This is a genomic window from Vulcanococcus limneticus LL (genome assembly GCF_002252705.1).
Taxonomy (GTDB): domain Bacteria; phylum Cyanobacteriota; class Cyanobacteriia; order PCC-6307; family Cyanobiaceae; genus Vulcanococcus; species Vulcanococcus limneticus.
Window position 1 is genome coordinate 1 of sequence record NZ_NQLA01000053.1, and the last position, 18,994, is coordinate 18,994.

The window sequence follows — 18,994 nt, forward strand, 5'->3', positions numbered from 1 at the left end:
GCTGGTGGATGGGGAGTGCCTGCGGGGCGACATGCGGGCGCTGCTGGAGCGTCTGCCGGACCTGCAGGGGCGGGTGCTGAAGATGCGCTACGGCATCGAGGCCGATGAGCCGATGAGCCTCAGCTCGATCGCCCGGGAGCTGGGCATGAGCCGCGATCGCACCCGCAGCCTGGAGCGCAAGGCCATCGATGAGGTGCGGCGCCTGTCGATGGATCTGGTGGGCTACCTGGCCGCCTGAGCGGCTCCGCCCACCCACTCCTTGGCCAGGTCGAGCTGTGGCAGCGGCTGGCGCTGCTTGAGGTTGGCGGTCCCCACGTAGCGCCTCTCGCTGGGGTGTTGTCGCCACCACGCGGCGGCCCGCTGGGCGTAGTCGGCCTGGCGCAGGGCGCCGGGGGGATGGGAGCGCAGGAGGTCCCGCAGGGGATCGACGGGGCGCTCGGCCCTATCCCAGCCGCCATGGGGCCGGTTGAGGGCGGCAAAGGCGCGGCCCAGGGCCCCCGGGTCGTAGCGACTGTTCAGCAGCAGGGCATGGGCGTAGTCGTCGGCCTCGTGCTCCGCCGCCTTGCTGTAGCTCTGCTGCAGCAGCAACCGGGCCGCCCCATCGGCGAGCTGGCCGAGCCGTTCGCTGCCGCCGCGACGGGCCAGCAGCTGGAAGCGCACCGCATCGAAGCTGTGGCCCAGCTCGATGTGGCCCAGCTCGTGGGCCAGCACCGCCACCAGCTCCGCCTCCGAACCCAGCTGTTCCAGCAGCTCCTGGCTCACCAGGATCACGCCCCCGGGCAGGGCCCAGGCGTTGGGGCTGCCGCAGCGGCCGACCAGGAAGGCCCGATAGGGGAACGGCCGGCGGGCGTGGGGCCGCAACTGGGGCATCAGCCCATCGAGGTAGGTCTGGTTCGGGTCGCCCGGCTTGAGCTGGGCTTCGTAGCGCTGCCGGAAGGTGTCCCCCAGCTGCCGCTCCTGGAGGCTGCCCACCGGGATCGCCCGGCTGGCGAGCCGATCCACCAGGTGCACCGGTGTGCCCAGCAGCTGGAACGGGGTCGCCAGCGACGCCTCCAGCGGGCTGCCTGGCCGGCTGCGGGCCAGCAGAGCGACCAGGACGGCGCCGCCCGCCAGCAGCAGCGCCAGTAGGGCCAGCCGCAGTCGCCCTGGGCCACGGGGATCGGCGCTCACTCGAAGCGGCTCCGGTAGCGGTTGTAGATGGCGTTCATGGCCAGCATCAGCAGGCCCACGCCGATGAACACCAGCCCCCGCAGCCCGAGGTCGGCCTGGGCCATGTCGATTGCCAGCAGCCGCAGCAGGCAGCCCCCGAGCCCAAGCAGTGCCACCACGCGGAACTGCCCTTCGCGTAGTACCGCGCTCAGCACGTAGATGATGAAGGCTTCGGCTGCCCAGAGCAGGGTCAGCAAGGAGCGGTCGTAGCGGAGGGCGAGGTAGTAGGCCACCGCGGCAAACATCGGGTAGTAGAGCCAGCGGTTGCGCCGGTTGGCGACTCGCTGGCCGATCCAGGCGAGGGGCGCCAGGCCGCCGGGCTGGCGCAGCTGTTCGAGGTCGAGCCGGTGGTGGGAGGCCACGATGTAGGCCAGCTGCAGGCCGATCGCCACCAGGCCGATCTGCTGGGGCTGGCCGTACCACTGGGCCGACGGCGACTCCAGGGTGCTGAGCATGGCCACCAGCGTCGCCACCGACAGCCAGTAGAAGAGAACCGAGTACACCTGTAGCCGTTGGGCGAACAGGCGTCGCAGCGGCGTGCTCAGCAGTACCAGCGCCAGCAGCGACCAGGCCACCGGCCGCCACAGGACTGTGATCTCGCCCAGGATCGTGAGGCCCACCCCCAGCAGCGCCGCCTCCAGCAGGCAGGGCTGCACGCTCCGCCACAGCCGCAGCTGGGCCAGGCGGCTGCCGGCGTGGAAGAACCACCAGTAGAGGATCACCGCGATCGCGAACAGCTCGATCAGCAGCCGCCCCCGCAGGCTCAGGGGACCCAGGCTGATGTAGGCCGGGCTCTGGCTGATCACCAGCAGGTAGGAGCCGCTGAAAGCGGTGAGATACCCCAGGCCGAGCCCCAGGGCGTGCAGGGCTTCGGCGCGGGGCAGGCGGTTGGCGCCCTCCAGGGCGATCAGGGCCAGCACCAGCCAGGCCACACCTGGAATCAGCGGCGAGAGGGGATCGAACAGCAGGAAGGCGCCCAGGCCGGCGTTGAGGCCGAGCAGGTCGATGCCCAGCCGGCGCAGGCTGCTGCTGCGGGCCGCCCAGATCAGCGCCAGGGCCAGGCCCACCAGGGGCAGCAGCCGGGCCAGCAGCGGTTCCGCAGCCCAGGGGTGGCCCAGCAGCAGGTTCAGCCAGCGCCAGCCGTGCAGCAGCAGCACCGCAGTGGCGCTGCCCGCCAGCAGCCCCGCCGGCCGCAGCCAGCGGGCCAGGCCCAGCAGGGCGCCAAGGGCCAGCAGCGCCACCGGGTCCCGCCAGTTCTGCTGCGGCACGAGCATCGCGCCGCTGGTGGCCAGACCCGCCGCCATCCAGCCCAGAAGCGGCGGCCAGGGCTGGGGCATGGCCCGGCGCTCCAGCAGCACCTGCAGGAGGGCGGCGAAGCCGGCGCCGGCCAGCAGCACGGCCACGTGAACCCCCAGGCGATCACCCTCCACCGCCTGCAGGGCCTGGACTGCGCTGCCCAGGATCAGCACCGCCCCACTGCCCTGCACCAGCACCCAGCCACAGCGGCGGGGCCAGGGGTCCTGGCGGTTCCAGAGCAGCAGCAGCGCCAGGACCAGCAGCGGCAGCAGGTGATGCAGCAGTCCGGCCGCCTGCCAGGGCTGGTGCTCCAGGATCCAGAACCAGCCCTGCAGGTGGGCGAGCCCCACGGCGGTCGCCAGGCCTGCCAGCAGTCCGGGCAGCTGGTGTCTGCGGGCTACCAGTAGCAGGCCTCCCATCGCCACCAGGGTCAGGCCGGGCCGCCAGGCTTCGGGTGCCGTCAGGCAGGTACCCACCCATACCTGGGTCGCGATCACCCAGCCCAGCAGTGGCGGCAGGGGCAGGGCCACGCCCCGGCGCCGCAGCAGCCACTGGCTGGCGCTGCCCAGGCCTGCGGCGCCGAGCAGAACCGCACTGTTCTGCAACTGGACCGCTGACCCCAGCTCCTGAACGGCCTCCACCAGCCCCACCAGGGCCAGCGCTGATCCCGTCAGCAACGTCAGCCACCAGCCGATGCGGCGGATCGTCGCCTCCCCCTCCAGCACCCCCAGGCCGAGGAACAGCAGGCACTCCAGCTGCAGGGTGCCCAGCAGCAGCGGAGTGTTGGCGATCAGCGGCTGCAGGCTCAGCAATGCCGCAAGCGCCAGGGCCTGGGCCACCAGCACATCGCTGAGGTGCAGCCAGCCCTGGCCGTTCCGGCGCGCCCGCAGGCCCAGCACCAGCGCGGCGGCGGCGGCGAGGGCCAGGGCGGTGGCCCGCGCCGCCGCCTGCTGGGGGTACACCAGCAGCGCCAGGCCCAGGGCGCCCCAGTTGCTCAGCTGCAGGGCCAGGGGCAGGGCCTCCAGCCGGGGTTGCAGCGCCCGGACGCGGTGCTGCAGCACCGCTCCGCCGCCGAACACCAGCACCGCCGCCAGCGCCGCGCCGGTGCGCAGCTGCCCACCGTCCTCCAGCAGTTCTTGGCAGCGAACGAACCAGGAGGCGTGGTAGGCCGCGTAGGCCCAGGTCACCAGCAGCAGGTGGCGGTTCCAGCGCCGCCGCAGCGGCAGCCCGTAGCCCACCAGGGCCACGGCACTGGCGATCGCCAGGGTGAGTCCCGTCTGGGGCACGATCAGCAGCGGCACCAGGTTCACCACCACGTGCAGCGACGCGATCGCCTCGGTGCGGGCGATGCCCGCCAGGGCCAGGTTGAGAGCCACCCCCAGGCTCACCAGGGCCAGGGCTGGGCCGGGGCTGTGGATCCACTGCAGCCCCAGCTGGGGCAGGCCGCCGGCGGCCGTGCAGGCAAACAGGGCCAGGGCCGCGCCGCCGCTGCGCATCCAGTCGCTGAGGTTGCGCCAGGGCTCCCGCCGGCCGATCAGCGGTGAGGGCAGGCTCAGGGCCGCCGCCGCCAGCAGCGTCAGCAGGAAGCGCTGGAAGGCATCCAGGCGCAGGGCCACGTTGATGGCTGCAAAGGTGACGCCGGCCACCACCACCACCACTCCCAGGATCCCGGTCCAGTTCTCACTCACCAGCCGCTCCATGCGCTGCCACAGCTGGCGGCTGCGGGGCCTGGGCTGTGGCCGGTTGGCCTGGGGTGGGGCCGTTCCCGGTGGAGTCGCTCTTGCCTGAGCCGCTACCGGCTGGGGCGCTTTGGTGGGTGCTGGCGGTCGGGGTGGTGCCGGGGTGCCGGCTGGCGTCGCACCCGGAGGCCGCAGGCCCCGGGGAGGGAGGGGTTGCTCCGCCTGGGAGGGTTGCTGCGTGTTCTGAGCCTCCGGGGGCTGGGGTTCCGGGGCTGGAGGGTTTGCCGGCGCAGGTTCGGGGGGCTTGGGCAGGTTCTCCGCAGGCTGCTCTGCGGCGATCGCGTCGGCCCCGTGGGAGGGCAGCCGCTGCAGCCCATCGAGCCGCTCATCCAGCGACTGCAACTGCAGCACCAGCTCCGCCAGCCGCACATCGAGCCGGCCCACCTGGGCCTCGAGCCGCTCGAGCCGCTGCCGCAAGCGCCCCCTGCCCCCCAGCAGCACGGCGACGGCGGCCAGGGCGAGCACCAGCAGCAGGCCCGCCATCGCCACGAGGACCAGGAACACCAGCACGTCGGCCATGGGCAGGCCCAAGGCCCCACTCCCCGTTGCCTAGCGGCCTAGTCAGGCCTTGGCCATGGGCCGGACCGCTGCTGTGATGCTTTGTTGTTCGGCCCTGACGATTCCAGCCCTGTGCTCAGGCCTTGGAACTTGGGCTCGGCTTCGATCAGAAGAACTGGTCGAAGTTGTCGAAGTCCACGGCCTTGAAGCTGCCGTTCTCCACCTGGGTCATCAGCCGCTCCAGCTGCACCCACAGGGCGCCGGCTGTCCCCAGGGACAGCAGCAGCGCCACAAGCAGCGCCGCACCGGAGGCGAAGCCGAACACCTGCAGGCTGCCGCCGATGAACAGGGTGATGCCGATGATGATGCCGCTGTAGGGCAGGTTGGTCTCGAAGCTGCCCAGGGGCAGCAGTGCCAGCCGGTCCTGCTTCCAGCCCTCCAGCCTGTTCTCCACCAGCTTGGCGAAGGTGAGGCCGCAGAGGATGCCCATCGCCAGGCCGATCCCCGCCAGCACGTAGGGGGGCTGGAGGTAGGGGGCGAATTCCAGCAGGATCTCCTGGGCGTCCAGATCGCCGTAGTCCCCGCTAGCGAGGTCCGTGGCCGCTTCGCTCAGGTTGATCGGGGCAATCGGCACAGGGCACAGGCGGGAGCTGGCGCCGACCCTAGGCCGCCAGCGGGTTGAGCCGTGCCAGCACCCCGCCCGCCAGCTTGCTGGGCGAGAAGGTGCGCCGCAGCAGGCCTGCCAGGCTGCGCAGGTCGGCGGTGTCGAGTCGGTCGTCCTGAACCAGGCTGAGCAGCAGCCGCTGACGCAGGCTGCTGCCCTCCTTGCCCAGCAGCAGCCGCAGGCCGGCGCCGGCCACGGGCAGCAGGTCGGCGCCGGCCTCGTCGTTCTCCACCACCGCCAGCAGGTTTTCGAGCCGCTCGATCCGCAGCCGGCCCGTGCCATCGAAGATCACCTCCAGCAGTTTCTCCCGCATCTCGGCGGTGTCCCCCGCCAGCAGGCGCCGGGCAACATAGGGATAGGCCACACGGATGATCCGGAAGCTGGGATCGAGCCGCAGCGCCAGGCCCTCCTGACTCACCACTGCCCGGATGATCAGGGCGAAGCGGGCCGGCACCCGGAACGGGTAGCCATACATCAGTTCCGAGAAGCGATCGGTGATTGCCTTGAAGTTGAAGGAGCCCACGTTGTCGCCCAGGGCGCCGCCGAGCACCTGCTCCAGGGCGGGGATGATCGGGGCCAGGTCGGTGCTGGGGTTGAGGAAGCCCAGCTCCACGAAGTCCTGGGCCAGGGCGACGAAGTCGCGGTTGATCAGGTGCACCACCGCACCGGTGAGGGTGAGGCGGTCGCTGTCGCTGATCGAATCCATCATTCCGAAGTCCACGTAGGCCACATGGCCCAGGGCTCCGGTCTTGCCCGGCAGGGCGAACAGGTTGCCGGGGTGGGGATCGGCGTGGAAATAGCCAAATTCCAGCAGCTGCTGCAGGCCGGCGATCACACCGGTGCGGATCAGGGCCGCCGGATCGAGGTGCTGGGCCTCCAGGGCCTGGCGCTCCTGCAGCTTGGTGCCGTGGATCCAGGTGGTGCTGAGCACCCGGCGGGCCGAGAGCAGCCGGTCCACCCGCGGCACGACAACGGCGGGGTTGTCGGCGAACAGGCGGGCGAAGCGCTCGGCGTTGTCGGCCTCGCGGCGGTAGTCGATCTCCTCGAACAGGCTGCGGCCGAATTCATCGATGATCTCGCCGAGGCCGAAGCCCAGGTTGAGCGGCAGCAGCGGGGCGCTGAGTATCCCCAGCAGCCGGATCAGCACCAGGTCGCGGCGCAGCTGGAAGGCCAGATCCGGCCGCTGCACCTTCACCGCCACCCAGCCGCCGCCCACGGGTCGGGCCCGGTACACCTGGCCGAGGCTGGCCGCCGCCACCGGGTAGTCGGGGAACTCCTCGAACAGCTGGCTGGCGGGTGCCCCCAGCTCCTCCTCGATCGTCTGCAGGGCGATCGCGTGGGGGAAGGGGGGCAGGTCGTCCTGAAGCTTGGTGAGCTCCTCCAGCCAGTCGCGCCGCACCAGGTCGGGGCGGGTGGAGAGGGCCTGGCCCACCTTGATGAAGCAGGGCCCCAGGTTGGTGAGGGTGTTGAGGATGCGCCGGCCCAGGCGCTGGTGCACCTTGGCATCGCTGCTGTTGCCCTGCACCAGCAGCACCAGCGCCAGGCTGCTCAGCTGCCAGAGCACCGCCACCAGCCGGCCCACGAAGATCCAGGGGCGGGCCAGCAACCAGCGCAGATCAGCAGCCGGGTCGTAGCGGGGAGGGGCGGGCTCGCCGGTCCGGCCGGGCACCGGCCCGCTGCTGGGGCCTCGACGGACGGGCGCAGTGGCGGTGGGCGTCGGGGCCAAGCGCGGCGGGGCGAGCGGAGCCCAGACTCTAGGAAGACCGCCCCGACCCCCATGGGCCTGATGGAGCTGCTGCGGGCCGAGGATGGGGCGGGCCGCTGGCGCCTGGCCTGGCCTGGCCCCTGGCGCGGGCCCCGGCGGCGGCCCCCCTTGGACCTGCACCTGCCGGCCCATGGCCGGGGCCGGGCCCTGGCGCCGCCGCTCGCGGCCCTGCTGCGGCGGTCGCCAGGCAGCTGGGACCTGCCCGAGCTGCCGGAGCTGGGCGGGCCCCTGGAGCCTGACGGAGCCGTGGCCGATGCCCAGGCGTCGGCGGCGGCACTGCTGGGTGCCGAGCGCTGCTGGTTCGGGGTGAACGGAGCCAGCGGCCTGCTGCAGGCGGCCCTGCTGGGCCTGGCTGATCCGGGCCAGCGGGTGCTGCTGCCCCGCAATCTGCACCGCTCGCTGCTGCACGGCTGCCTGCTGGGCCAGCTGCGGCCGGTGCTGTTCGACCTCCCCTTTGATCCGGCCAGCGGCCTGTGGCTGCCCCCCAGCCCCGGCCACCTGGAGCGGGTGCTGGCGGCGGCCCTGGCCGGGGGACCCCTGGCGGCGGTGGTGCTCGTGTCCCCCAGCTACCAGGGGCTGGCGGGGGATCTGGCGGGGCTGGTCGCCACCATCCACCGCCGCGACCTGCCGGTGCTGGTGGACGAGGCCCACGGCGCCCATGGCGGCCTGGCGCCCGGGTTGCCCCCTTCGGCCCTGGCCTGCGGCGCCGATCTGGTGGTGCAGTCGCTGCAGAAGGCCGCCGGCGGCCTGGCCCAGAGCGCCGTGCTGCTGCTGGGATCGGGGGGGCCTGGCCGGCCCGCTGCTCCCGATCCCAGGCGGCTGGAGCGGGCCCTGCTCTGGCTGCAGACGTCCAGTCCGAGCGCGCTGCTGCTGGCCTCCGCGGAGGCCAGCCTGACCCACCTGCATGGTCCCGGGGGCCGCCGCCAGCTCAAGGCGGCCCTGGCCCGGGCCCATCGGCTGCGGGGCAGGCTGGAGGCCGCCGGCCTGCCGCTGCTGCCGACCCAGGATCCATTGCGGCTCGCCCTGCGCACGGCGGTCCTGGGCATCAATGGTCTGGAGGCCGACGCCTGGCTGCTGGAGCGGGGCGTGATCGCCGAGCTGCCGGAGCCAGGCTGCCTAACCTTCTGCCTGGGGCTGAACCCGCCGCCGGACCTCGAGCGGCGCCTGCCGAGGGCGCTGCTTGCCCTGCGCCGCGAGCTGGGCGGAGCGCCGCTGCCCCCCTTCACACCGCCGCCCCTGCCGCTGGTGGCGGAGCCGGAGCTGGCCCTGGGCCAGGCCTGGCGGGCCCCCGCCCAGGCGGCGCCCCTGGCGGACCTGGAGGGGCGCATCGCCGCCCGGCCGCTCTGCCCCTACCCCCCAGGAATCCCGCTCCTGATACCCGGCGAGCGCATCGATGCGGCGCGGGCCGCCTGGCTGCGGGAGCAGGTGGGCCTGTGGCCCAGGCAAATCGCTGATACGGTACCGGTTGTGGCCTGATGGGCGGGGCGATGCGGGCGGCAAGCGACGGCCCCTTCCAGTGGGATTTCGTCACGCCGGGCCTGCCCGATGCGGTGTTCGACGACGCCCCCGGCTTCAGCCCCACCCCGATGGAGCTGCGGGTGATGCTGCTGGCCCACCTGCGCCCCCGGCCCGATTCGCTCGTCTGGGACGTGGGCGGCGGCACCGGCGCCCTCGCCCTGGAGATCGCCCGGCTGATGCCCGCCGGCTCGGTGCACACCCTGGAGCGCGATCCCGATGCGATCGAGCTGCTGGAGCGCAACCGCCGCCGCTTCGGCATCACCAACCTGCACATCCATGCCGGCGCCGCGCCCCAGGGCCTGGATCAGCTGCCGCCCCGTCCAGACCGGGTGCTGCTGGAGGTGGGCCGGCCCCTGCGTGACGTGCTGGTGCGGGTCTGGCGGGCCCTGCAGCCCGGTGGCCGCCTGGTGATCAGCACCGCCAGCCTGGAGGGGCTGGTGGATGCCACCGATACCCTCTCTCAGCTGGACGCCCAGGATCTGCAGGTGGTGCAGGCCACGGTGCATCGCATGCAGCGCCGCGGTAGCCAGGCCCGACTGGCGGCGGCCGAACCCCTGTTCCTGATCGCCGCCGAGCGGCCCGGCTCAGCCTGAGCCCGCCTGTCCGACCCGGTTCCCGGAACCGGAGCCCCGAAGCCGCTCTCCCCTGACTCCGCCCCCCGCCGCCCCTTGGCCCCCGTCGCCCCCCGCACCCGCACCTCCCCCCAGCGCCTGCTGAGCGGCTATGCCGCCGGCGGCTTCGGCTTGCTGGTGGTGGGCCTGGGGGGCTGGTGGTTCACGGTGGCGATGGGGGTGATCGTGCACCTCGGCCTGCAGGAGTACTTCCGCATGGCCCGCCGCAGCGACATCCGCCCGGCCGTGAAGACCACCCTGGTGCTCAGCCAGCTGCTGCTGATCACGACCCAGTGGGCCAACGGCGGCGATGCGGGGGTGGGCTTTGCCGCCGACCTGGCGGCCGCCATGCTGCCGCTCTCCGGGGCGGCGATCTGTGGCTGGCTGCTGTTGCAGCCCGTCACCGGCAGCATCGCCGACATCTCCGCCTCGATTTTCGGCTTCTTCTATCTGGGCTTTCTGCCCAGCCACTGGATCCGCCTGCGGGATCTCACCGACCTGGCCCTGGCACCGCGGCTGGCGGGCTGGCCGCCCGGCTGGCCGCCGGTCAGCTCGGGGATGGTGCTGATGTTGATGGCATGCCTGCTGATCGTCGCCACTGACATCGGCTCCTATGTGATCGGCCGGCGCCTGGGCCGCCATCCCCTCTCGCCGATCTCCCCCGGCAAGACGGTGGAGGGTGCCATCGGCGGGCTGGGCTGTGCCGCGTTGCTGGGCGCCTTCTGGGGCGAGCTGCTCGGCTGGCACTGGGGCTGGGCCGTGGGTGGCCTGCTTGGCGGGGTGGTGGCGGTGTTCGCCCTGGTGGGCGATCTCACCGAGTCGATGATGAAGCGAGGTGCCGGCGTGAAGGATTCCGGCGACGTGATCCCCGGCCACGGCGGCATCCTCGATCGGATCGACAGCTACCTGTTCACCCCGGCGGCCTTTTTCTATGTGGTGACGTTGCTCCTGCCGCTGATCCGCTGAGTTCGGCCCCGTCAGGGCGAGACCCGTGCCTCCCCGTGCAGCTGCAGCATGCCCCCCTCCAGATTGGCCACCTCGATGCGGATGTTGGGATCACCCGGCAGGCGGTAGCGGTTGTCGCTCTGCAGTGCCTGGATCTCCAGCTCCCCTTCAACCGCCTGGGGCCGGGTCTCCAGTTCCACGCGCTGGTGGTCCACGCTGGCCTCGGCCGCCAGCACCAGGCTGTCGCGCACGATGCGCAGGTCCTGCAGGGGCGAGAGGCCCAGCAGGGCCTCGGCCAGCTGGTCGCCCAGGCAGCGCCACTGGGGTGCGGCCAGGGAACGGCTCAGGCCCTCCCCGGTGAAGGCGGCCTGGCCGCGGACGAGGAAGGGATGGTCGAGCTGCAGCGCCCTGCCCTTGAGCAGGTTGCCCACCTGCACCTGGATCGCTTCGCTGCGCAGTTCCATCAGCTCGATTTCCAGGGCGTTGAACACCACCCGCCGGGCCAGCAGGGTCACCCCTTCCAGCCGGCCGCGCAGCAGCTGCAGCGCCGTGCCGTGCAGCTGCAGCTCCAGGCTCTCCACCGCCTCGCACTGCTGACGGATCCAGAGCTCCAGGCCGCTGGCCAGCAGCGACATCAGCGGTCCGGAGCCGGGTGTGGTGCCGGTTGGAGCGTCTGGGGGTGTGCTGGGGTCGGGGGCGTTGCCGTCGTCAGCCATGGGGTGCTCGCTCAGGGAGGGTCCGCCAGGTGCGCGCCACCTCGGCAGGTCGATCGATGTGGGGCAGGTGGCCGCAGTGCTCCAGCTCTCTGACCCGCTCTCCTAACAGAGCCAGGGCAGCCCGCTTCTGGGCCGGCCTGAGGATGCGGTCGTTCGCGCCCCAGAGCACCTGGAGCGGCTGGGGCGGCAGGGGGGCGCCGCAGCCGGCGAAGCCGCCGCTGCTGGCGAAGGCCGCCAGGGCGCCAGCCCAGTTGGGGCAGGCCAGGTGTAGCGAGGCGATTTCCAGTTCCGCCGGGCCCACGTCCCGGTCGGGATCGGCGAAGGCGCTGCGGCAGAGGCCCCCCCGGATCCCCGGCAGGCCCAGGAAGCGGGCCCCCAGGCCCGCCAGCGGGGGTGGCAGGGGGCGGGCCCGGCCCGTGAGCCCTGCGGGAGCCAGCAGCAGCAGCCGATCGATCCGGTCGGAGCACCGTCGGGCCAGTTCCACGGCCACCGAGCCGCCCATGGAGGCACCGACCACCGCCACCGGGCCTGGCCAGCGGCTCTCCAGCACCCCCAGCACCGCCTCCAGATGCCCCAGCACCGCCTCGGGCCCGTAGGCCGTGGCGGTGGGGCGGGGGCAGAAGCCGAAGCCGAACAGGTCGGGGATCACCAGCTGGTGGTCGCACGCCAGCAAAGGGGCCAGGCGCCGGAATTCCAGGAAGGAACTGTCGAAGCCATGCAGCAGCAGCAGCGGCCGCCCCTGGCCGAGCACCGCCACGGGCCACTGCAGGGGCAGCCCCGGCAGCGACCACCACTCCACGGCGGCGGCCAGCTGGCGGCCCAGGGGATCGAGCAGGCTGGCGGCGGCCCGATCGAGCTGCTGCTGCTGGGGCGAAGGCAGGGAGGAGTCCAAGCGGCTCAGCCCTGCCCCGCGCCAGCGGCGCCGTTGCTGGATGCCGTGGTGCTCACCAGCGCGGCCAGCAGGTCGGTGCTCGACACCGGAAAGGGCAGATGGTGCAGGTCGGAGCCCTCGCGGCAGGCGAAGGTGCAGACCTGTTGCAGCTGCTCCAGGCTGGCGCCGCCCAGGCCAAGGGCTGCCAGGTCCACCGGCAGACCCAGTTCCCGGAAGAAGCCCAGCAGCTGGCGGCGGGCCTGGGCCGCGAGGCGGTTGCCGCCCAGCACCTCCTCGAGCCGCAGCTGCACCAGGATCCCGTAGCCCACCTTCTCGCCGTGCAGCGCTCCATGGCAGGCCTCCAGCTGGGTGAGGCCGTTGTGGACGGCATGGGCCGCCACCGTGCGGCAGCGGGCACCGCCGAGGCCGCCGATCAGGCCGGCGGTGAGGGCCGAGGCCTCCGCCACCCGGATCCAGGCGTCGCCGTGGGGGTCGGCCAGGGCGGCGCTGGCCTCCAGCAGCAGCTGATCCCGCAGTACCCGGGCCTGCTGCACGGCCTGCTGCACCAGTCCGTCGCTGCTGGCGCCACTGCTCACCGACGCCTCGTACCACTTGGCCATGGCATCGGCGATGCCGCTGGCCAGGGTGCGCGCCGGCGCCTGGCGCACCAGGGCGTGGTCGAACACCAGCAGGTCGGGGCAGCGGGCCAGGGCCACATCGCCCTCGAAGGCGCCGGCTGGGGAATAGAGGTTGGCCAGGGCCGTCCAGCCCGCGCAGGTGGCGGCGCTTGTGGGCACCGTGACGCAGGCCAGCCCCAGGCGGTGGGCCAGCAGCTTGCCGGCATCGAGCACCTTGCCGCCGCCGATGGCGATCACGGCATCGCATGCCGCGGCCGTGGCCTGGGCGGCGACCCGGGCCAGATCCTGCTCGCAGCAGTCGTGGCGCAGCTCCGCGCTCTCGCAGCGCAGGCCGGCGCCCGTCAGGTCCGCCATGCGTTGGTGGCGCAGCTCGGCGGTGCTTGCGCTGCGGCCCAGCACCAGCGGTCTCCGGCTCAGGGCTGTGATGGCGGGGATGGCCTCGCGCCAGGCCGCCGGACCCCGCAGGACGGTGGCGGGGGCAATCGCGTGGCTCTGGTGGCCGGGGTCGTCAGCCCTGGCGGTAGCCGGCTGGGGGGTGGCTGTGCCGCCCAGGGCGGGGCTGACCCTGGCGGAGGCGGGCCGACTGGCGCTGGCGCTCATGGGGGCTCGCAACGACTCTTCAATGTAAAAGTCGCCAGGCCGCCAGCGTGCGGGCTAGGGAGCCCGCTGGCGGCCGGGGTGCTGGGGACCAGGCAACCTCGGCATAATGAGCCAACCGCAGATGTGGGTTCTCCGTGCGATGAGACACCTCTGTGCTGAGCTGGCCCCTCCCCTGGCGGCTCCCGTCCTCGCCGCCATCACGCCGGCCCCACGAGGGACCCAGGCCAGCTCTTCCATTAGCCCTGTGCCACCCGCCAGCGCAGACCGCGCCCATGGCTGAGGCAGGCAGCCCCCCTGAACTCCAGCCCGGTACCACCGGCCCAGGGCGCCTTCGGCACCGCCGCCGCCTGGCCGTGGTCGCGCTCACGGCCCTGGCCGTCCTGGGCAACGTCTGGCTGCTGCCGCTGTTCTTTGGTATCCACCTGCTGCTCGGCTCCACGGCCGCTGTGCTGGCTTTGCTGCTCTGGCGCGGCTGGACGGGTCTGGCCATCGGAGCTGCGGCCAGCCTCTACACCTGGCAGCTCTGGGGGCATCCCTGGGCGATCGTGATCTTCTCGGGCGAATTGCTCTGGCTCTCCCTGGCGATCAACCGCTGGAACGGTCCCCGCAGCAACGACTCCAACGGCCAGATCATCCTCTGGGACATCGCGTACTGGGCCCTGATCGGTGTGCCGCTGGTGCTGCTCTTCTATGGCGGGATCTTGCACATCGACCAGGCCAACATGCAGGTGGTGGCGGTGAAACAGGTCCTCAACGGCCTGATCAATACGTCGCTGGCCTTCATCGCCTTCCTGGTGCTGCGGCTCACCCTCAGCCAGCGCTCTGAACAACTGGTGACCCTGCGGGGCGTGATCGTCGCTTTGGTGCTCTTGGCTATCACCCTGCCCACCTTGGGGCTCACGATGATTGCCAGCAAGCAGCTGCAGATCGCCACCCAGAACGGCGTTCTCGATGTGCTCGGCACGGCTGCCTCCGCCGTGGCGCACACCCCGCTGTCTGATCTGGGGCCGGGCCAGAACGGGCCTCTGCAGTTGGGCGATGTGGCGTTCCGGCGTCGGGATGCCAGTGGCCAGGTGCTCAGCTCCGATCCGGCCCTGTTTGCCCGCATCGACCGCGACTACCGCGATGGCGGTCGTAGCTACATGCACCCTCCCCAGCTGGGCATCCTGATTCCCCGCGACGCCCGGCCCCTGCTCAGGAAGTGGGTGAACGGCTACTGGACCTACAGCGGTGACTTTGACGCCGCCGGCCGCCCCGCGCCCCCCGGCCAGGCCTCGATCGAGGTGCAGGTGCTCGAGCCGACCAAGGCCAACGTGACCCGGGTCCAGAACCAGTCGACCCTGATGCTCAGCCTGTTCACCGCGGTGCTGGTGATCGGGGCGCTGGTGAGCGAGGCGGTGGGTCGGCTGGTGGTGTCGGAATTCCGCAAGATCCTGGAGCCGCTGCAGGCGACCGGCCCCGGCCCCGCGGAGTCGGACTGGACCAGTCACCTGATCCCCACCCTCAGCCTGTCGGCGGTGGGGGAACTGCGGGCACTCGTCGATCAGATCAACGCCCGCATCGCCCGGGTGAACCTGCTCACCGGCGAGCTAAGGCAGGCCAACCAGGCCCTGGCGGCCTCCCGCGACGAACTGGCCACCCTCAGCCTCACCGACTCCCTGACCAACTGCCTGAACCGTCGCGCTCTCGACGCTCAACTGGAGGATGCGCTGCGGCGGGCCCGCCGCAGCGGGGCACCCCTGTCGCTGCTCTGTTTCGATATCGACAACTTCAAGGCCATCAACGACAGCCACGGCCATCCCATCGGCGATCTGGTGCTGCGCAGCGTGGCCGACAGTGTGCGCACCCGGCTGCGGGCGACCGACGCCTTCTTCCGCATCGGCGGTGAGGAGTTCGTGATCCTGCTGCCCGATTGCAGCGAGATGGACGCCCTGTTGCTGGCCGAGCAGCACCGCCAGCTGGTGAGCCAGGCTGAAACCCCCGCTCCCGAGGGGCCCCTGCGCGTCACCATCAGCGTTGGGGTGAGTGATTTCCGCCCCGATAGCGACAGCTGCGAGAGCCTGCTGGAGCGGGTGGATCGCGCGCTCTACCTGGCCAAGCGCAGCGGCCGTGATCGCGTGGTGCACCAGTGAGGACCAGCCGGGGCCCAGGATCGCCGCGGTTGTGGGGCCGCCGGCAAGGTCCCTGGCTCGATGCGGATGTCCGCCTTTGGCCATCCCGATCCCCGCTGCTGCCATCGGCGCGGGTTGGCGCCAGATTGGATCCCTGAACCTGGTGGGGATGCATGGCACGGCGTGGATGGCGTTCCAGGGTCGGGGGCCTGTTGATGCGCTGGGGGGCGGCCCTGCAGCCGCCGCCGACCACCCCCGCGGCCTCTGGGGCTGCCGCTCTGCCCGCGGCCTCCGGTCCAGCCTCGCCGCCCCCGTCTCCCGACGGTGGTCCTGAGCCGCCTCCATCGCCCCGGCTGGCGCGCCGTCGCGCCGCGCCGCTGGCCAAGCGCCCGGGCGTGCGCCCGCCCCTCTCGGTGGAGCGGGCCGTGCTCAGCCGCGATCTGGCCGTGCTCAAGCGCGAGGCCACCGATGCCCTGGCTGCCCTGGGGGCCGCCCATGCGGTCGTCACCTCGGCAAGGCTGGCCCAGGTGCAGAACGTGCGCAGCGAGGTGCAGGCCGGCCGCATCGCCGAGGACGATCTGGTGGAGCTCGCCGGTGACTACCAGGCCTGGCAGAACGATCAGGTGCGGCTGTTCGACGCCCTGGCACTGGTGCTGGGCATGCCCGTGCCCGACGGGCGCGCCTTCGACCAGATCGACGCCAGCCTCAACGCCCCGGCCCGGGCCCATCTCAGTGCCCTGGCGGCCGAATACCAGCGGCGCCTGCTCAGCGATCAGTTCTCCGCCGGCGACAAAGAGGGCTGACGGCGGATCCCTCGCAGGGCTGTAGTCAAGGCCCCTTCAGAGTCCGAAGCGCTGCCGTGCCCGGGCGCGGCAGACTTTCTTGGCGGTCTCCAGGTCCGTGCCGCCATTGATCTGTTCCACCACGCAGTCGCAGGTGCTGGTCGCCAGCTCGGGCGGCGCCGGCTTGCCGGTGTGCTCCACCTCGTCGTGGATCGCCGCCAGGCAGAACTGGCGGATCAGCAGGTCCTGCAGACCGGCCCGGGCGGCACCGGGAGCCAGCAGCAGCCCAAGCCCCAGGACCGGGGCGCCCAGCCGCCCCAGCGGCCGCTTCAGGTTTGGGGAATGGAGCGGCACGGTGGGAGGCAAGGTCTTCGTCCATGCTGCGGCTTGCGGCGCCGGCATGCCCCCGGGAGGGGGCGATCCGCGAAGATGCCCTATCTGCTGTCTCCCATGGCCCGCTTCCTGCTGATGCTCAAGCCGCAAGCCCCCGTGACCTCGGTGGAGTTGCTTGATCAGCTGCAGCCGGTGCTGGAGGGTCTGGAGGCGGAGGTCGACCATCGCACCCCCGCCCACCTCAGCGCCCTGCTGCGCGGTGGCGGCGAAACCCAGCGCCTGCAGCTCTTCGCCGACGTGCAGGCCAAGCTGGATGGGCCGGTGCTGGAGCTGGTGCTGATGAGCCGTGAGGCCATGGGTCAGGGCGCCCCCCAGACCCGCGCCGTGTTTGAGCGCATGCTTGATCTGGCCGCCAGCGCCATGCCCCAGCTGGATCTGGTGTTCCGCTCCGACCGCGACGGTGCCCTGCCGGCCTGAGCGACGGGATGAGCTTCGCCCTGCTGCTCACGATTCACGGGCTGGCCGCCACGGTCTGGACGGGCGGGCACCTGGTGCTGGCGTTGGGGGTGCTGCCCGGGGCCCTGCGCCAGGGAAGCGCCGCGGCGATTCGCAGTTTTGAGGAGCGCTTCGAGCCGCTGGGGCTCACGGCCCTGGCCCTGCAGGTGGCTACGGGCCTGGCCCTGGCCTGGATCTACCGCCCCGGCCTGGGAGCGGTGCTGCAGCTCGCCGATCCGCTGGCGCGGCTGCTGGCCCTCAAGCTGGGGCTGCTGCTCGCCACCCTGGTGCTGGCCCTCGATGCCCGGCTGCGGCTGATCCCCCGCCTCGACGACCACAATCTCGGAGGACTGGCCTGGCATATCGCGGCGATCACGGCCCTGGCGGTGGCCTTCGTGGCGGTGGGTGTGGCGATTCGCCTGGGCGGCTGAGCGGCCGGGAAGCGCTGCGGGGCGGACCGTAGGGTGGCCCCACCCCTCCCATCCGCCGCCCAGGAGCGAAGCGATGACCATCCGCATCGGCATCAATGGTTTTGGCCGCATCGGCCGTCTGGCCTTCCGCCGTGCCATCTCCCTGGGCGATGTGGAGGTCGTGGCCATCAACGACCTGATCGATGTGGAGTACCTGAGCTACATGCTTCGCTACGACTCGACCCATGGCCGCTTCCAGGGCGATGTGCGGGTGGAGAACGGCCAGCTGGTGGTGAATGGCCAGGCGATCCGCATCACCGCCGAGCGCGATCCGAACAACCTCAACTGGGGTGCCGTCGGGGCCGACTACGTGCTGGAGAGCACCGGCTTCTTCCTCACCGAGGAGGCCGCCCAAGCCCACATCAATGCCGGCGCCAAGCGCGTGGTGATGTCGGCCCCCTCCAAGGACGACACCCCCATCTTCGTCATGGGGGTGAACCACACCACCTACGCCGGTCAGCCGATCGTCTCCAACGCGAGCTGCACCACCAACTGCCTGGCCCCGCTCGCCAAGGTCATCCACGACAACTTCGGCATCGTCAATGGCCTGATGACCACGGTGCATGCCACCACCGCCACCCAGAAAACCGTGGATGGCCCCTCGGTGAAGGACTGGCGTGGCGGCCGTGGCGCGGCCCAGAACATCATCCCCAGCTCCACCGGTGCCGCCAAGGCCGTGGGCCGGGTGATCCCCGAGCTCAATGGCAGGCTCACCGGCATGGCCTTCCGCGTGCCCACCCCTGACGTGTCGGTGGTGGACCTGACCGTGAACCTGGCCCGCCCCGCCAGCTATGCCGAGATCAAGGCCGCCGTCAAGGCCGCCTCCGAGGGGCCCCTGGCCGGAATCCTGGGCTACACCGAAGACGAGGTGGTGAGCACCGATTTCCTCGGCGAGAGCTGCACCTCCGTATTCGATGCCAATGCCGGCATCGCCCTCACCGACACCTTCGTGAAGCTGGTGGCCTGGTACGACAACGAGTGGGGCTACAGCTGCAAGTGCATCGACCTGATCCGCCACATGGCCACGGTCGGCTGAGCTGCCACCGTTGGCAAGGTCGGCCGGGCGTGGCTATCGATGACGTAGCCAACGACCTGAGCATCCCGGCGGGGGGCGGGCCATGGATGACCAACCGATCACGCCCCATGCCAGTCCGGTGTTCGATGCCGATGGCAACCTCACCTATGTGGGCGATGACGGTCGCCGCTACGTGGTGGGTCCGATCCCCGAGGCCGACGAGAGCAGCGTTGACCGGGTGATGGAGCTGCTGCGCAGTGGCAACACCCTGTTCAACCAGATCGAGGCCCTGAGCTCCCAGTGGCTGGAGCGGGTCACCGGTGCGGAGCTCGACCGGCGCGCCGCCCTGGTGTTGCTGCTCACCACCCTGGAAACGGCCCTGGAAGACGAGGATCCCGACCAGCGCTAAACCGTTTGCAGACGGGTGGGCGGCCCATCGGGCTGTTTCCCCCGCCCCCGCCTCCGTCCCCAGGTGCCATGGCCCTGTTCACGGCTCAGGCCTATCAGGCCCTCGATGAGCGGCTCTCCCTGGCGCAGCGCCTGGCCCTCCTCCATACCCGGCTGCAGCGCCTGGTACCCAGCATCCACCGGGTGGCCTTTGCCCTCTACCAGCCGGGCAACCAGGGCTGATTCAAAGTGTGTCACAGGTGCTCTGGCCTGAGCTGCCAGCATGGGGTTTGGTCGGTGGTATCGCCTCCTCCCTGTGCCCGAAATCGCC

The 18,994-nt window shown here is 71.7% G+C and carries 19 protein-coding genes; 11 read left to right on the forward strand and 8 right to left on the reverse strand.

The window, feature by feature from the left end:
• A partial coding sequence (locus tag CJZ98_RS14885) for a sigma factor-like helix-turn-helix DNA-binding protein (protein WP_108723312.1) occupies positions 1-238 on the forward strand: 238 nt, incomplete at its 5' end.
• On the opposite strand, the gene CJZ98_RS14890 is transcribed toward CJZ98_RS14885, so the two are convergent.
• From CJZ98_RS14890 to CJZ98_RS14905, 4 genes are all read right to left on the reverse strand, one after another.
• Entirely contained in the window at positions 223-1,170 is a 948-nt protein-coding gene (locus tag CJZ98_RS14890; RefSeq protein WP_094591913.1) for a M48 family metallopeptidase, read from the reverse strand. The two genes, CJZ98_RS14885 and CJZ98_RS14890, sit on opposite strands and share 16 nt — an antisense overlap.
• Positions 1,167-4,763, reverse strand: coding sequence for a hypothetical protein (locus CJZ98_RS14895; RefSeq protein ID WP_198537852.1), 3,597 nt, complete (start codon positions 4,761-4,763; stop codon positions 1,167-1,169). Before CJZ98_RS14895 ends, CJZ98_RS14890 begins: the two co-directional genes overlap by 4 nt.
• A 145-nt stretch (positions 4,764-4,908) precedes the next feature.
• On the reverse strand, positions 4,909-5,376 hold the full coding sequence (locus CJZ98_RS14900; protein WP_094591915.1) for a hypothetical protein: 468 nt from the start codon (positions 5,374-5,376) through the stop codon (positions 4,909-4,911).
• A 28-nt stretch (positions 5,377-5,404) separates the two neighbouring features.
• On the reverse strand, positions 5,405-7,075 hold the full coding sequence (locus CJZ98_RS14905; protein WP_094591916.1) for an ABC1 kinase family protein: 1,671 nt from the start codon (positions 7,073-7,075) through the stop codon (positions 5,405-5,407).
• A gap of 108 nt (positions 7,076-7,183) precedes the next feature.
• Between CJZ98_RS14905 and CJZ98_RS14910 the strand changes: the two genes are divergently transcribed.
• From CJZ98_RS14910 to CJZ98_RS14920, 3 genes are all read left to right on the forward strand, one after another.
• On the forward strand, positions 7,184-8,647 hold the full coding sequence (locus tag CJZ98_RS14910; protein ID WP_198537854.1) for an Orn/Lys/Arg family decarboxylase: 1,464 nt from the start codon (positions 7,184-7,186) through the stop codon (positions 8,645-8,647).
• Between the two features lie 11 nt (positions 8,648-8,658).
• A complete protein-coding gene (gene cbiT, locus CJZ98_RS14915; protein WP_094591927.1) occupies positions 8,659-9,282 on the forward strand; it encodes a precorrin-6Y C5,15-methyltransferase subunit CbiT in 624 nt (207 codons plus the stop codon).
• Positions 9,283-9,357: 75 nt separating this feature from the next.
• Positions 9,358-10,266, forward strand: coding sequence for a phosphatidate cytidylyltransferase (locus CJZ98_RS14920; protein ID WP_094591917.1), 909 nt, complete (start codon positions 9,358-9,360; stop codon positions 10,264-10,266).
• 11 nt (positions 10,267-10,277) lie between these two features.
• Here the strand turns inward: CJZ98_RS14920 and CJZ98_RS14925 are convergent, their stop codons facing one another.
• The 3 genes from CJZ98_RS14925 to CJZ98_RS14935 are packed head-to-tail and all read right to left on the reverse strand — an operon-like array spanning position 10,278 to position 13,070.
• Entirely contained in the window at positions 10,278-10,961 is a 684-nt protein-coding gene (locus CJZ98_RS14925) for an LmeA family phospholipid-binding protein (protein WP_232756510.1), read from the reverse strand.
• Positions 10,954-11,853, reverse strand: a complete 900-nt coding sequence (locus CJZ98_RS14930) for an alpha/beta fold hydrolase (protein WP_232756511.1) — start codon at positions 11,851-11,853, stop codon at positions 10,954-10,956. Before CJZ98_RS14930 ends, CJZ98_RS14925 begins: the two co-directional genes overlap by 8 nt.
• 5 nt (positions 11,854-11,858) lie before the next feature.
• The gene (locus CJZ98_RS14935) at positions 11,859-13,070 is read right to left on the reverse strand and encodes an iron-containing alcohol dehydrogenase (RefSeq protein ID WP_094591918.1); all 1,212 of its coding nucleotides are present in this window, start codon (positions 13,068-13,070) and stop codon (positions 11,859-11,861) included.
• A gap of 272 nt (positions 13,071-13,342) precedes the next feature.
• Here CJZ98_RS14935 and CJZ98_RS14940 point away from each other — a divergent pair, with 272 nt between their 5' ends.
• Positions 13,343-15,202, forward strand: a complete 1,860-nt coding sequence (locus tag CJZ98_RS14940; RefSeq protein WP_094591919.1) for a GGDEF domain-containing protein — start codon at positions 13,343-13,345, stop codon at positions 15,200-15,202.
• A gap of 152 nt (positions 15,203-15,354) precedes the next feature.
• A complete protein-coding gene (locus tag CJZ98_RS14945; RefSeq protein ID WP_094591920.1) occupies positions 15,355-15,984 on the forward strand; it encodes a hypothetical protein in 630 nt (209 codons plus the stop codon).
• A gap of 36 nt (positions 15,985-16,020) precedes the next feature.
• On the opposite strand, the gene CJZ98_RS14950 is transcribed toward CJZ98_RS14945, so the two are convergent.
• The gene (locus tag CJZ98_RS14950) at positions 16,021-16,317 is read right to left on the reverse strand and encodes a hypothetical protein (protein ID WP_094591921.1); all 297 of its coding nucleotides are present in this window, start codon (positions 16,315-16,317) and stop codon (positions 16,021-16,023) included.
• Positions 16,318-16,413: 96 nt separating this feature from the next.
• Between CJZ98_RS14950 and CJZ98_RS14955 the strand changes: the two genes are divergently transcribed.
• From CJZ98_RS14955 to CJZ98_RS18470, 5 genes are all read left to right on the forward strand, one after another.
• Positions 16,414-16,773, forward strand: a complete 360-nt coding sequence (locus tag CJZ98_RS14955; RefSeq protein WP_198537856.1) for a hypothetical protein — start codon at positions 16,414-16,416, stop codon at positions 16,771-16,773.
• Between the two features lie 8 nt (positions 16,774-16,781).
• A complete protein-coding gene (locus CJZ98_RS14960) occupies positions 16,782-17,222 on the forward strand; it encodes a CopD family protein (protein WP_094591923.1) in 441 nt (146 codons plus the stop codon).
• Between the two features lie 73 nt (positions 17,223-17,295).
• On the forward strand, positions 17,296-18,297 hold the full coding sequence (gap, locus tag CJZ98_RS14965) for a type I glyceraldehyde-3-phosphate dehydrogenase (protein WP_094591924.1): 1,002 nt from the start codon (positions 17,296-17,298) through the stop codon (positions 18,295-18,297).
• Between the two features lie 82 nt (positions 18,298-18,379).
• Positions 18,380-18,685, forward strand: a complete 306-nt coding sequence (locus tag CJZ98_RS14970) for a hypothetical protein (RefSeq protein WP_094591925.1) — start codon at positions 18,380-18,382, stop codon at positions 18,683-18,685.
• Positions 18,686-18,753: 68 nt separating this feature from the next.
• Complete coding sequence (locus tag CJZ98_RS18470) at positions 18,754-18,906, forward strand: hypothetical protein (RefSeq protein ID WP_157911019.1); 153 nt, start codon at positions 18,754-18,756, stop codon at positions 18,904-18,906.
• Positions 18,907-18,994: the final 88 nt, after the last annotated feature.